11 protein-coding genes are annotated in these 13,704 nt (G+C 69.2%); 5 read left to right on the top strand and 6 right to left on the bottom strand.

Annotation, left to right across the window (positions count from 1 at the left end; genetic code table 11):
- The first annotated feature begins 6 nt into the window (after positions 1 to 6).
- Positions 7 to 2,355, top strand: a complete 2,349-nt coding sequence (locus DL990_RS32415) for an excinuclease ABC subunit UvrA (protein WP_233620637.1) — start codon at positions 7 to 9, stop codon at positions 2,353 to 2,355.
- 63 nt (positions 2,356 to 2,418) lie between these two features.
- Here DL990_RS32415 and DL990_RS32410 read toward each other — a convergent pair whose 3' ends face one another.
- From DL990_RS32410 to DL990_RS32400, 3 genes are all read right to left on the bottom strand, one after another.
- Positions 2,419 to 2,988: a hypothetical protein gene (locus DL990_RS32410; protein ID WP_125800958.1), complete on the bottom strand. Its 570-nt coding sequence runs from the start codon at positions 2,986 to 2,988 to the stop codon at positions 2,419 to 2,421.
- A 20-nt stretch (positions 2,989 to 3,008) separates the two neighbouring features.
- Positions 3,009 to 3,809 carry a membrane protein insertase YidC gene (yidC, locus tag DL990_RS32405; RefSeq protein ID WP_125800957.1) on the bottom strand — a complete coding sequence of 267 codons (801 nt, stop codon included), beginning with the start codon at positions 3,807 to 3,809 and terminating at the stop codon, positions 3,009 to 3,011.
- Between the two features lie 69 nt (positions 3,810 to 3,878).
- A complete protein-coding gene (locus tag DL990_RS32400; RefSeq protein WP_125787084.1) occupies positions 3,879 to 4,235 on the bottom strand; it encodes a DUF6412 domain-containing protein in 357 nt (118 codons plus the stop codon).
- 63 nt (positions 4,236 to 4,298) lie between these two features.
- Between DL990_RS32400 and DL990_RS32395 the strand changes: the two genes are divergently transcribed.
- The 3 genes from DL990_RS32395 (at position 4,299) to DL990_RS32385 (ending at position 8,337) form a co-directional block, all read left to right on the top strand.
- Positions 4,299 to 5,918, top strand: coding sequence for an ABC-F family ATP-binding cassette domain-containing protein (locus DL990_RS32395; RefSeq protein WP_125800956.1), 1,620 nt, complete (start codon positions 4,299 to 4,301; stop codon positions 5,916 to 5,918).
- A 102-nt stretch (positions 5,919 to 6,020) separates the two neighbouring features.
- Entirely contained in the window at positions 6,021 to 7,034 is a 1,014-nt protein-coding gene (locus DL990_RS32390; protein ID WP_125800955.1) for a YdcF family protein, read from the top strand.
- A 478-nt stretch (positions 7,035 to 7,512) separates the two neighbouring features.
- Positions 7,513 to 8,337: a class I SAM-dependent methyltransferase gene (locus DL990_RS32385; RefSeq protein ID WP_125787081.1), complete on the top strand. Its 825-nt coding sequence runs from the start codon at positions 7,513 to 7,515 to the stop codon at positions 8,335 to 8,337.
- Between the two features lie 4 nt (positions 8,338 to 8,341).
- Here the strand turns inward: DL990_RS32385 and DL990_RS32380 are convergent, their stop codons facing one another.
- On the bottom strand, positions 8,342 to 9,943 hold the full coding sequence (locus tag DL990_RS32380; protein ID WP_125800954.1) for an ABC-F family ATP-binding cassette domain-containing protein: 1,602 nt from the start codon (positions 9,941 to 9,943) through the stop codon (positions 8,342 to 8,344).
- Positions 9,944 to 10,321: 378 nt separating this feature from the next.
- On the opposite strand from DL990_RS32380, the gene DL990_RS32375 reads away from it, so the two are divergent.
- Complete coding sequence (locus DL990_RS32375; protein WP_125787079.1) at positions 10,322 to 11,116, top strand: DUF2382 domain-containing protein; 795 nt, start codon at positions 10,322 to 10,324, stop codon at positions 11,114 to 11,116.
- 42 nt (positions 11,117 to 11,158) lie between these two features.
- Here DL990_RS32375 and DL990_RS32370 read toward each other — a convergent pair whose 3' ends face one another.
- On the bottom strand, positions 11,159 to 12,826 hold the full coding sequence (locus DL990_RS32370; RefSeq protein WP_125800953.1) for a serine/threonine-protein kinase: 1,668 nt from the start codon (positions 12,824 to 12,826) through the stop codon (positions 11,159 to 11,161).
- Positions 12,823 to 13,605 carry a hypothetical protein gene (locus tag DL990_RS32365; protein ID WP_125787077.1) on the bottom strand — a complete coding sequence of 261 codons (783 nt, stop codon included), beginning with the start codon at positions 13,603 to 13,605 and terminating at the stop codon, positions 12,823 to 12,825. The genes DL990_RS32370 and DL990_RS32365 overlap by 4 nt, the downstream gene beginning before the upstream one ends.
- Positions 13,606 to 13,704 lie beyond the last annotated feature (99 nt).

The raw sequence follows: 13,704 nt of genomic DNA, 5'->3' as shown, positions 1-13,704 counted from the left end.
CGGTTCATGGCGAAAGTTCGAGATGAGCGTGGCCGGTGGATCACGGTGGAAGGAGCCCGGACGAACAACCTCCGCGACGTGTCGGTGCGGGTGCCGAAACACCGGCTGACCGTGTTCACCGGCGTGTCGGGGTCGGGGAAGTCGTCGCTGGCGTTCGACACGATCGCGGCCGAAGCCGAGCGCCTGGTCACCGGGAGCTATCCCGCCTTCGTCCGGAACCGGCTCCCCCAGCATCCGCCCGCCGACGTCGACCGGATCGACGGGCTGGTCTTCACCACGATCGTCGATCAACGGCGGTTCACCGGGAACGCGCGATCCACCGTGGGCACGGCGAGCGACATCGGGCCGCTGTTGCGCCTGCTGTTCTCCCGCCTCGGCAAGCCGGGCGCCGGCTTCTCGCCCGCCTATTCGTTCAACGATCCCGCCGGGATGTGCCCGCGCTGTGAAGGGCTCGGCATGGTCGACGACATCGATCTCGACCGGCTGCTCGACCGCTCGCGGAGCCTGCGCGAAGGCGCCGTGCGCTTCCCGACCTTCGCCCCCGGGACCTACCGGTGGAAACGGCTCGTCCACGCCGGACTCGTCGACCCCGATGTCCCGTTGGGACGGTTACCGGCGGCGAAGCTCGAAATCCTGCTGCACGCCGAAGGACTACGCCTCGACGATCCCGGCTCCGACTATCCCAAGCACGGCGTCTTCGACGGCATCGTCCCGCGGCTGCGGGACTCGTACCTGCGCAAGACACCGTCGCGCCTCACCGCCGAGGAACAGGAGGGACTTGCCGGGGTCGTCAGCCGGGGCGTCTGCCCGGAGTGCGAGGGAACCCGCCTTTCCGAAGCCGCGCGCGGCAGCCTGATCGACGGGCGGTCCATCGCGGATTGGTCGGCGATGCCGGTCGGCGAGCTGCGTGACGTCGTCGCGGCGGTACGCGATCCGTCGGTGGCGCCGCTGGTGCAGGCGATCAAGGAACGCCTCGACGCGCTGGATTCCGTCGGCCTCGGCTACCTCAGCCTCTCCAGGGAATCGAGGACGCTTTCCGGCGGCGAAGCCCAGCGCGTCAAGATCGTCCGCCATCTCGGCAGCGCGCTCAGCGACGTCTGCTACGTGTTCGACGAGCCCAGCACCGGCCTGCATCCGCATGACGTGCACCGGCTGCTCGAACTGCTGGCCGAACTCCGCGACGCGCACAACACGATCCTCGTGGTCGAACACCATCCCGCGGTCATCGCGGCGGCCGATCACGTCATCGATCTCGGACCGTCCGGCGGCGACGGCGGCGGACGCGTCCAGTTCGAAGGCGACCCCCGCGAGCTCACCACGGCCGTCACCGAAACCGGACGGATTCTCGCTGCCCCGCTTCACTTCCGCGAGCGGCCCCGCACCGCTCGCGGGGCCGTGACGATCTCCGGCGCCCGCAGCCACAACCTCCGTGACGTCACCGTCGACGTTCCACTGGGCGTCCTGACCGTCGTCTCCGGTGTCGCCGGTTCCGGAAAGAGCACCCTGATCACGGGCGAGCTTCCCCGGCGGCATCCCGACTTCCTCGTCGTCGAACAGGCTCCGCTGCGCGGTGGCATCCGCTCCACGCCCGCCACGGTGCTCGGTGTCGCCGAACCCGTCCGCGAAGCCTTCGGCAAGGCTACGGGAAAGAATCCGTCGTGGTTCAGCGCCAACGGCCGGGGAGCCTGCCCGGTCTGCAAGGGAAAGGGCGTCATCGTCACCGATCTCGCGTTCCTCGACGACGTCCAGACCGCCTGCGACGCCTGCGGCGGCACCCGGTTCAACCCGGCCGCTCTCGACGCGCGCCTGAGCGGCCGGACCATCGCCGATGTCCTGGCGATGAACCCGTCGGACGCCGCCGCCCTGTTCGGCGAGGGGTCCCCCATCGCGCGGCGGTCGCGCTGGCTGGACCGGGTCGGGCTCGGCTACCTCACGATCGGGCAGAGCCTCGACACCTTGTCCGGCGGCGAACGGCAGCGGCTGCTGCTCGCCCGTCACCTCGCCGACGCGGGTCCCGCGGACGAACTGCGCCTGATCCTCGACGAACCCACCGCCGGACTGCACGGCAGCGACGTCGACCGGCTGCTCACCCTTTGCGACGAGCTGGTCGACGGCGGCGCGACGCTCGTCCTGATCGAACACGACCAGCGGGTGATCGCGCACGCCGACCACGTCATCGACATCGGACCGGGCGCGGGCGCCGACGGCGGGACGGTCGTGTTCGAGGGCACGCCGTCGGCTCTGGCCGAGGACTCCGCGTCGCTCACCGGCCGTCATCTGCGAACGCGTTCCCGGCGCCGGACGGCGCCGGGAACACCCACCCGCCCGGGAACAGTTCCCGGGCGAGCGCGATGATTCCCGATTCGGCTTTGCCCGACACGCCGGTACCGAACAGTTCTTCGCCAGATTCTCCGTGATCTAGCCGACAAGCTCGCACGCTTTGTCGGCCTTCATCGCCGCGTCGAGGCCGGGAATCTTACCGGTCTCGACGACGGACCTGTGCGACACCAAGTCGATTCCGATCACCTGGAGGGAGGACTGGGCGTAGTCGACCCCGCCCTTCGGAAGCAGCGCCAGCGACTCGGTGACCTGTTTCCGCAGTTTCCGGTAGAAGTCCAGCTCTCCGGCGGAGAGCGTGTTGGCCTCCTGCGCCGGCGGGGATGCCGGTGGCAGCTTCTCCAGTCCTCCGATCGCCGCCGCCAGCGTGGTGTCCAGTTTGGTCAGCGAAGCCGCCGCCTTCGGCAGATCCGCCTCGGTCTTGATCTCGAACCCCTTGGCCAGGGTGTAGACGATCAGTTGCATGTCCTTGACCGCGCCGCAGTAGCCGCCCGCCCAGGAGACGAGGGCGGGATCCGGACCGGTCGGAGCCGGGGCCGCCGTCGACGGCGCGGGCGCCGGCTCCGGCGGATTCGCACCGCATGCCGCGAGCAGGCAGCCGACGACAAGCGCCATGGTCGCTCGAATGGGCGCTGCCGTCCGGATCTTCATCCGGCAGAGGGTAAACCCTGTCACGCGGGACCGGTCCCCCGCTGCTCGATCGCCGCCCTGTCGACGATCTTGGTGAGGAAATGCTGCTGTCCCAGCGTCCACACGTTGGTGGCCAGGAAGTACAACAGCACGCCGATCGGCACCGGGAAGAACGATCCCGAGACCAGCATGCCGACCGGCGCCAGGTACATCATCAGCTTGGCGATCCCCGCCGTCTCGGGGGCGGTCGCGGTCTGCCGGGTGAGTCCCGAGCGCAGCGAGAAGAACGTGGCCAGGCTCGCGATCAGCATCAACGGCACCCCGACGGCGATCATGTGGACGTGATCGGTGCCGAACGCGGCGAGCTCCGCCGCCGGTTGCGAAAGCCAGTTGCCGAGCTTCGCGCCGAACAGGTCGGCGTTCAGGAACGACTCCACCCCGGCCCGGTCGAAGACGTGGTTCGACGCGGCTCCCGGGGTGAAATCGCGCAGAACCCAGTACAGGGAAAGGAACACCGGCAGCTGGATCAGTGCCGGGAGACAACCGCCCAGCGGGCTCACGCCGCTTTCGGCGTGCAGCTTCTGGATCTCTTTCGCCATCCGCTGGCGATCCTTGCCGTACTTCTCCTTGAGCTGCCGCATCCGCGGCGCGAGCGCCTGCATGCGGCGGCCCGCCCGCAGCGCGCTGAGAGCGGGTTTGACCAGCAGCAGGCGCAGGGTGAAGACGAGGAACACGATGGACAGCACCCAGGCCACGCCCGAGTCGGGACTCGAAATGGCGCCGAAAACCTTGTGCCAGAACCAGAGAATGGCGGAAACGGGGTACAGGAAGACATCGAACATGACCGGGTCACTCCGTCGGTTGAAGGTGCATGGGCAGGAGTGACTGCCTCACCTTCGAACGAGGAGAGATCAGGCAGCCACGATGCCCGGTGACGGAGCTCGGGGACGGACGCGGCCACGCGCGTCGGGATCGCGCAGGCTCAAGTACAGCTGCGCGCGTTCGCGCAGGCTGATGGCGCGCACCTTCATCGCGGCGGCCGCCGGTTCGAGGCGGAAATGCGCCGCGAGCGCGAGCAGGATGACGGCGAGCGACGCGGTGAGGGCGGCGGCCAGCCCGAGCGGGTTGGCGACCGCCACCGACGCCGTCAGCGCGGTGGCCAGGCTCAGCGGGTTGACCCCGCCGACGACCGGGAGCACGACGAACAACTCGGGCAGGAACAGCGCAAGCATCAGCTTGAGCCGCACGCCGAAGTAGGTTCGCTCCACGTCACCGACACTACCGGAGATATTGCGTTGCGTGATTCCGGCGGCCGCGGGCAGGCTGTCGAAATGGGCCACGTCGAAGTCGCGCACGTCGAGTACTACCTACCCGACGGGCGCCTGCTCCTCGACGACGTCTCGTTCCGGGTCGGGGAAGGCAGCGTCTGCGCGCTCGTGGGCGCCAACGGGGCGGGCAAGACGACCTTGCTGCGGCTGATCTCGGGCGAAATCACGCCCGACGGCGGCTCGGTGACCATCAGCGGCGGGCTCGGCGTGATGCCCCAGTTCGTCGGATCGGTGCGCGACGAACGGACAGTGCGGGACCTGCTCGTGTCCGTGTCGTCGGAAGCGCTCCGCGCCGCCGCCCGCGCCGTCGACGAGACCGAACTCGCCTTGATGGAACGCGACGACGAAGCGAGCCAGATGGCGTACGCCCAGGCGCTCGGCGACTGGGGTGACGCACGCGGCTACGAGGCCGAAGTCATGTGGGACAAGTGCACGACGGCGGCGCTCAACCTGCCGTACGAGAAGGCACGCTGGCGCGAGGTGCGCACCCTGTCCGGCGGCGAACAGAAGCGGCTGGTGCTGGAGGCGTTGCTGCTCGGCGGTTCCGGCGTCCTCCTGCTCGACGAGCCCGACAACTACCTCGACGTCCCCGGCAAGCAGTGGCTGGAAGAGCGGCTGCGTGAGACCCAGAAGACCGTGCTGTTCGTTTCGCACGACCGGGAACTCCTCGCGCGGGCGGCGAAGAAGATCATCAGTGTCGAACCCGGGCCCGCCGGCGGAGACGTCTGGGTGCACGGCGGCGGCTTCGACACCTACCACCAGGCACGCGCGGAGCGCTTCGAACGCTTCGAGGAACTCCGCCGCCGCTGGGACGAAAAGCACGCCCAGCTCAAGAAGCTCGTCGCCGACATGCGTCAGTACGCCGCGCGCAGCGACGAAATGGCTTCGCGCTATCACGCCGCACAGACACGTTTGCGCAAGTTCGAGGAGGCCGGAGCGCCTGCCGCTCCCCCGCGTGAACAGAAGATCACCATGCGGCTGCGCGGCGGCCGGACCGGTGTCCGCGCGGTCACCTGCGAGGGGCTCGAACTCCGCGGCCTGATGAAACCCTTCGACCTGGAGGTCTTCTACGGCGAACGGGTCGCGGTGCTCGGCTCGAACGGCTCCGGCAAATCGCATTTCCTGCGATTGCTGGCGGGCGAGGACGTCGCGCACGACGGACTGTGGAAACTCGGCGCCCGCGTCGTCCCCGGCCATTTCGCGCAGACACACGCCCATCCCGAACTGCTCGGGCACACGCTCGTCGACATCCTCTGGACCGGCTACGCGCGGAGCCGCGGGCCCGCGATGAACATCCTGCGCCGCTACGAACTCGACGGCCAGGGCGACCAGCGGTTCGAGAAGCTGTCCGGCGGCCAGCAGGCGCGGTTCCAGATCCTGCTGCTGGAGATCGGCGGCGCCACCATCCTGCTGCTGGACGAGCCGACCGACAACCTCGACCTCGCCTCGGCGGAGGCATTGCAACTGGCGCTCGAAGCGTACGAAGGCACCACTGTCGCGGTGACGCATGACCGGTGGTTCGCGCGCTCGTTCGATCGGTTCCTCGTGTTCGGCTCGGACGGGCAGGTGCGGGAGACGCCGGAACCGGTGTGGGACGAGCGGCCGGTGCAGCGGGCGCGGTAACACCCTGTCGGGCAAGGAAAGGCGACACACCCGCCGACGGCACCACAGGTGTCCGCGTCATATGATTCAATGCCGCCGCATCGTCCGAAGGCTGGAGATCTCGTGAGGGCCGCCGCAATTCCCTTCGCCATCGCGGCCTTGTGCTGCGCGGCCTTCCTGGTGAGCTTCCTTCGCGACCGGCGCCGGCTGCGGAACGGCTTCTACCTCTTCTTCGCGCTTCTGTTCCTCGGCGTGACCTTCATCGCGCTGCTCGCCTCGGTGTCGCCGGAGGCGGCGGGCTTCGTCGCGGTCGGCGTGATCCTGCTGATCATCCCGACGGTCCTCGCGCTGACGGTCTTCCTGATCTGCAACGGGATCACCATGCTCCGCCGCGAAGGACGCAGGCTGGCCAACGTGCTGTCGCTGTTGACCGGGGTCGGCATCTGCGCACTGATCGTGTTCAACGCGACGGTCACGCAACTGGCGTGGGAGCCGCTCGACATCCTTCGCGGCAGCCTCAACGGAATCGTCGTCTACGTCTCGTTCCTCTTCGTCTGCTTTCTCCTGTACTCGATCGTCTACGGCCGCATCCGCACCGAGAAAGGCGTGGACTTCGTCGTGGTGCTGGGCTCGGGACTGCTGGACGGTCATCAGGTGCCACCGCTGCTGGCCGGCCGCCTGAAGCGGGCCGAACGCGTCGTGGAGGCGGAAGCCCGCCGCGGCGGAGAGCCGATGGTGGTCACCTCGGGCGGGCAAGGGCCTGACGAGGACCTGCCGGAGTCCCACGCCATGGCCGGCTATCTGGTCGAGAACGGGCTGGGGAGAGAGCGGATCCTCCTGGAGGACCGGTCACGGACGACCTTCGAGAACCTCACCTTCAGCGCCGAGATCATGGAGCAGCGCAAGCCGGGCTACCGGTGCACAGTGGTCACGAACAACTTCCACGTGCTCCGCGCCGCCCTCATCGCCCGCCGCGCGAAGGTGAACGGCCAGGTCATCGGGTCGCCGACGGCGTGGTACTTCTGGCCGAGCGCCACCATCCGCGAATTCGTCGCCATCCTGGTCGAGCACAAGTACAAGAACCTGGTCTTCTGCGGACTCATCGTTCTTTCGCAGGTCTCCCGCGCGTTCTCCTGAGGCCTCTTTGGGGTCCGTGAAGGCCCAGGGTTCCGGCGGCGGGGTCTCGCCACATAGTTGCCTGGCGCCCTTCTCGACTGTCCACAGGGGACGATTCCCGGAGAGCCGATTTGGGGTGTCGGGTCGCGGGGATTCGCTCCCGGCCATGGGGCGACCGTGTCGCGAAAGTGGCTTTCGCGACGCATCTCGACCACGGGTTCAGCGACGACACCGTCGTAGCGAAGGCCCCACTTCGCTACCGCACCCTGCTCCCGACGTTGCGAAAGCCACTTTCGCAACCTTCAAGGTTGCCAAAGTGGCTTTCGCAACCTGCCACCTTGTGGACATACCCGGCTTTGCCGGACCGACCGTGCAGGCCCCCACCCTCCCGAAGAATTGAGACGCCGGAACGAATTCCCGGCATCACCGACCGGAGCGACCTGACAAAACCTCGGCATCCGTTTGACAACGCCGTTTTCGCCGGGGCATCGTCCTGCGCATGAGCGCTTACACGCGGCAGGCGATGGCGCGGCTGTTCGACCGGACGGCGGAGACCTACGACGCGCTCGGCGTCGACTTCTTCGGCGTGTTCGCCACGGAGCTGCTCGACCGGGTCGGGCTCGTCCCCGGTAAGCGGGTGCTGGACGTCGGCTGCGGACGGGGCGCGGTGCTGTTCCCGGCGGCCGAGCGGGTCGGCGCGGGCGGATCGGTGCTGGGTATCGACCTGTCCGCGGAAATGATCGGCCGCACCGCGAAAGATATCGAGGATCGCGGAGCCAACGCCTCGGTTTCCCTTATGGACGCCCAAGAACCGACACTGGATGAGGCCGCGTTCGACGTCCTCCTCGCGTCGTTCGTGGTGTTCTTCCTGCCGGATCCGGTCGCCGGTCTGCGGTCGTGGCATCGTCTGCTCGCGCCGGGCGGCCGGATGGGCGTGACCACGTTCGGCGCCGACGATCCTCGGTGGGCGGCCGTTCGCGAGGTGTTCAAACCGTTCGTACCGCCGGAGCTGGCCTGGACCCTGGCCGTCAGGTCCGGCCTGTTCGCCACCGTCGAGGGTTTCGGCCAGGCCGTGGAGTCGGCTGGCTTCACCGGTGTCACGTCCGTGGAACGCGTCTATCCGGTGAAGTTCGCCGACCCCGGGCACTGGATCACCTGGTCCTGGTCGCACGGCCAGCGGATGTTCTGGGAACTGATCCCGGAAGACCGCCTCGACGCCGTGCGCCGGGCCGTGCTCGCGGAGCTCGAGCCGCTGCGCGAACCCGACGACGGGAGCGTGGTGCTGGCGCAGACCGTGCGCTACACCGTCGCCCACCGCGGTTGACGGCTCACAGCGCGAGCCTCGGCCAGGACTCGGTGTCCCGCGACAGCTGCCTGTCGTGCGTGGCGATCACCACCGCGGCCGGAGTCACCTCGAGTGCGGCGGTCAGCTCGTCGACAAGCGTGGCGGACAGGTGGTTGGTCGGCTCGTCCAGCAGCACCACGTGCGGACGGCAGGCCAGCACCAGTGCCAGGTCCAGCCGTCGCCGGGCACCGACCGACAGTTCGGCCACCGGACGATGCCGGTCGTAGCCGAAGAGCAGACCCAGCTCGCCCAGCCCCGGCCCCGGGATCCCGGCCCTGGCGAGCTGTTCGTCGTACAGCTCGATCGCCGTCCGCCTGGCAGGCAGGTCGGACTCCTGCCCCAGCCTGCCGATCCGCGCCGACCGGGAACGGGTGACCGTGCCGGATCCCGGCTCCAGTTCCCCGGCCAGTACGGCCAGTAGCGTCGATTTACCCGCGCCGTTGGGGCCGGTGATCACCAGCCGGTCACCGCTTTCCAGCGCCAGATCGACCGATCGCGTGAGCCGTCCGGCCACCGTCACCCCGGCGGCACGGAGCAGCGTCGCGCCGCCGTGCGACGGCAGTTCGGGCATGGCGAACCGGGCGGGCGGCGGCGGAACCGCCACCACGTGCCCGGCCAGCTCTTCCTGCCGCCAGTGGACCGCGCGGACCAGCCCCGGCGCGCGAGTGGCCCGGACATGCCTGCCGGTGCCCTTGGGCGGCCGCCAGTTGTCGCGCAGCCGGTTCCGCGCCGCGGACAGATCGTCCGCCAGGCGTTGCCGTTCGGCGATCTGTTCGGCGTGCGCCGCTTCCCAGCGGGCACGTTCGGCTCGACGGGCCTCGACGTAGGCGGCGTAGCCACCGCCGTAGACCCGCGGCCGGTCGTCACTCGACGGATCGAGGTCGATCACCGTGGTGGCCACGTCCGCGAGCAACGCCCTGTCATGGCTGACCAGGACGACCACGCCAGGGTGAGCGCGCAACCGTTCGGTGAGGTGGTCGAGTCCGGCGGCATCGAGGTGGTTGGTCGGCTCGTCCAGCAGCAGGACGGGATGCCCCGCGCCGAGCAGGCAGGCCAGCCGCACCCGGTGCCGCTGCCCGACCGAGAGTGTCCCGAGTGGACGATCACGGTCGTCGACGGCGTTCAAGGCGGCCAGCGAGACTTCGACACGCCTGTCGGCGTCCCACGCGTCGAGGGCCTCGGCCTCCTCCAGCGCGGCGGCGAAGGTGTCGTCCGCGCCAGGACGGCCGTCGCTGAGCGCCTCGGTGGCGGCCTCCAGGCGAGCCAGCGCGGCGCGGACGGCGGCCCGTTCGAGGTCGATCAACGCGCCGACGGTGTCGTTCGCGCCGAGCGGGATCTGCTGGTCGGCGACACCGGCCGAACCCGAGCGGTGCACCTCGCCGCGGTCGGCGGCGAGGTCGCCGGCGAGCACCCGGAGAAGGGTGGTCTTGCCGCGACCGTTCTCCCCGACGATGGCGACACGCCCACCGGCGGCGGCGACGAGGTCGACCCCGGAAAGGACGGGCCGTCCCCCGAAGGAGAGGTGGACGCCGGACAGGCGGACATGCGCCGCGCGCACAGGCGCGGGCGAAAGAGGGGATGACATGAAGGAACTGCCTCCAGCGAAAAGTGATGAGCAGGAAGAACGAACTCCGGTACCGCGGCTCGCGGTACCGGTGGAGGCGTCGTTCCTCAGAGGAACAGCAGTTGCTGCATCACGATCACCAGGGTAGGCCAGGTCCGCAGCTCCCCGCAGCCGATTTTCGGACGGCGGGAGATCCACACCTTCGCACCAATCCGGACCCGGCGGTCACGCCACGCAGACCCCCTTCCACCTGCGACGACACGCCGTTCCTAGCCCGTGAGAGCGCCTTCAAACCACCACTTTCGAGGGTCGCCCACAGGTGCACCACGGCGGTTGCCGTGATCACCGGTCCGGCTGACGGTGGACGTCTCAGCAGCATCGTTCGAGAGGAGAAGGCCGATGGCGAAGACCATGCAGCCGCAGGAACTCATCGACAGCGCCGTGGTCGACCCGACCGGGAACAAACTCGGGAAGGTCGGCAACGTCTATCTCGCCGACGCGACCCGCCAGCCGGAGTGGATCACCGTCAAGACGGGTCTTTTCGGCACCAAGGAGAGTTTCGTCCCGCTCTCGGGCGCTCACGCGGACCGCGACGGCGTGCACGTCCGCGTCGACAAGGACGCCGTCACCGACGCGCCCCGGATCGAGGCCGACGGGCACCTGTCCGCGGAGGAGAGCGCGCAGCTCTACAAGCACTACGGGCTGCCGATGCCGCGGACGTCGCCGGACGGCCGGATGGACGACCGGGCGCAGGCGCGACCTGGCGGCACCGGTCGCGACAAGGCCGCGATGAACGCGGGCGCAGGTATGAAGGATCGGGACAGCGAGCCCACTATGACGCGCTCCGAGGAGCGGCTGAACGTCGGCACCGAGCAGGTCGAGACCGGCCATGTCCGGTTGCGCAAGTACGTCGTCACCGAGGAGCAGCAGGTCACCGTTCCGGTCAGCCACGAAGAAGTGCGGATCGAACGGGAACCGATCACGAAGCCGGGCGGCGAGCGGGCGGAGATCACCGAGGACGAACAGGAAGTCGTACTGCACGCCGAGAAACCGGTGGTGAACAAGGAAACCGTCGCGGTCGAGCGGGCGAGGCTCAAGACCGAGACCGTCACCGAGGACCAGACGATCTCCGGCAAGGTGCGCAAGGAACAGTTCGAGGTGACGGACGACGAGGGCAAGCACCGCAAGTCGTGACCCTTGAGCGGGGGCGGCCATCGACGGCCGCCCCCGGGGGTTTCAGCGTGCGCGCCGGGCGCGTGCGGCGGCGACCACGAAGCCCGTCGCCACCGCGCCCGCGATCGAGCAGCCGACGCCGAACGACACCGCGGGCTCGTGCACTCGCAGCACCGAGACGCACAGCCACGCCGTCGCGCCGAACAGCAGGCCGAGGATCGGCCCGCCGACGAGCGCGCCCCGCCACCGATGGCCGTTGCGAATGGTCCGCAACCCGGATTCCAAGTACGCCAACGCGAACAGGGAGAGGATCAGGCTGCCCGCGCCGAGCGCGCTCGCGAGCGGATGCTGCCGGGTGACGACCGTGAAGGCCCGCGGAACGCCGTCCGCCGTCATCGTCGCGGTGACGGCACCCCCGGCGATCCAGCGGGTGAGTCCGGGGAACCGAAGGTCGGCACGGAAACCGTCACCGTCGGGTTTCGGCACCGCCGACGCGGATCCGAGCGGTATCCCGGCGGCCGAAAGGTCCAGGGTGACCTGTCTCGGACTGCCCTCACCGATCACGGTCAACGTCTTGCTGAGGTCCACGGGCGCCGACGAGGCGGCGGCACCGTCGATTCTCACCGTTGTCGCCTCGTGCGGCAGCCGTTCCGGCGTGAGCAGGGTGAGCACCACGAGCGCGATCGCGGCGGCCGCCGCGGCCAGCCGGAACCAGAGCACCGCACCGGACCGGGACGCCGGCTGGAAGCTCGCGCGGGTCGCCGACAGCGTCGGATCCGGTGTGGCGCGGTGCACCGGCCGTGTCGGGCCGTCCCAGGCCGGGACCGGCGTGCTGAGCGCGGAGATCACCCGCGGGGTGAGGTGCCGGACCGGCACCCGGGAGCGTTCCAGCCAGCCCGGCCCGTACACGGCGGTGGCGGCCGACGCGAGGTCGGCCGCGAAGGTTTCCGCGTCGCGGTAACGAGAGTCGAGTTCGCGCGCGAGGCCGCGCATGACGACGTCGGCGAGCGGTGACGGCACGCCCTCGATCGGGCGCGGATCGGTGAACATGTGCTGGCGCATCATGCTGATCGCGCCGCGGGTGTTGTCGAACGGCAGTTTCCCGGACAGCAGTTCGTAGAGCACCGTGCCCATCGAGTAGACGTCGGCGGCCGGGCTCAGCGCGTTGCCCATCGCCTGCTCGGGTGCGATGTAGGCGGGTGTGCCGAGGACTTCGCCGCCGTGCGTGACGAGGGTGGCGCCCTCGCTGATCACCTTCGCGATGCCGAAGTCGGCCACCTTCATCACGCCTTGCGTGGTGAAGAGCAAGTTCTTCGGCTTGACGTCCAGATGCAGCACGCCGGCTTCGTGCGCCGCGTGGAGTCCGGCGAGCGTCGCCAGCCCGATCGCGCAGGCCTGTTCCCCGCTGATCGCCCCGCTTCGGAATCGGCTGTGCACCGTGCCGCCGTCGAGGCGTTCCATCACCATCAGGTGCTCGCGACCGGTACGCACGTAGTCGTAGACGGGCACGATGTGCGGGTGGTCGAGGCTGGCGAGCACCCGCGCTTCACGGTCGAAGAGCTCGCTGCCGACGGCGTGGTTCAGCACGTCCCACGGCAGCTGCTTGATGGCGACGTCACGGCGCAGCGAACGGTGGACGCCCGCGAAGACGACCCCCATCCCGCCCTGGCCGATCGCGGCCCCGATCTCGTACTGCGGCAGTGCGGCGACGACCTCGACGGGTGCGCTCATCGGTTGAATTCCTTGGTGGCATCGGGAAAGCGCACCGTCTCGTCGGCACCGGGCGCCGGATGCGGGGTCAGATAGCCGAGTAGGAACGCGAGGACGGCGGCGCCGAGGACCACCGGGATCTCGATCGACGGCTCCGGCGGGACGAGCCGCAGCACCGACAGCGAGACGACGGCGACGAGTCCGGTCCCGAAACCGGCGGGCAGGAAGCGCAGGCCGCGGCGCCACCGATTGGCGGGGAGGCGGTGGCGGGCGAGCGCGAGCAGGGCGGTCAGCCACGCCAGCACGGTGAGCACGAGCATCGCGAGCCCGAAGGCGCCGTAGACGGACCAGAAGGACCCACGGATGTCGGCGACCGTGGACGCCTCGCCGAGCGTGCCCCGCTGGGCGTCCAGCAGTTCGACGGTCGACGGGAGCAGCCCGATCGCCTGGCCGGACAGGTCGGCCATGTCCAGCACGAAGGTCCGCGTGACCCGGCTGTGCGCGGGGACTTCGAACGGTGCCGTGGTGTCATAGGCGAAGAACGTCAGAGCGAGCGCGACGCCGGACACCCGTACGCTGCGGACCTTGACCGAGGTCCCGCCGCTGTTGGTCGCCGTGACGGTCAGTTCGATCTGCTTCGCCGGGTCGATCATGACCGTGGCGTTGGTGATCGGCCGGTCGTCCAGGGTGACCGCGAGGTCGAGCCTGGCACTGCCGGCACCGTCCGCACTGGCCGGTGGTGAGCCGAGGAGGACCGCGCAAAGACCCAACGCAACCCCTGCCGCGATGACACGTCCCATTTTGCGCATCCCCTGTTTGCGTAATCCGACTGGTCCGGAATGCTACAGCGAGTACTTACCGGAGAGGGACGTCCCAATGCGTATCGTGGTTCGCCTGAT

Source organism: Amycolatopsis sp. WAC 01416, from assembly GCF_003947485.1.
Classification (GTDB): domain Bacteria; phylum Actinomycetota; class Actinomycetes; order Mycobacteriales; family Pseudonocardiaceae; genus Amycolatopsis.
Note: the sequence above shows the minus strand (reverse complement) of the source record. Positions and strands in the feature narration are given on the sequence as shown.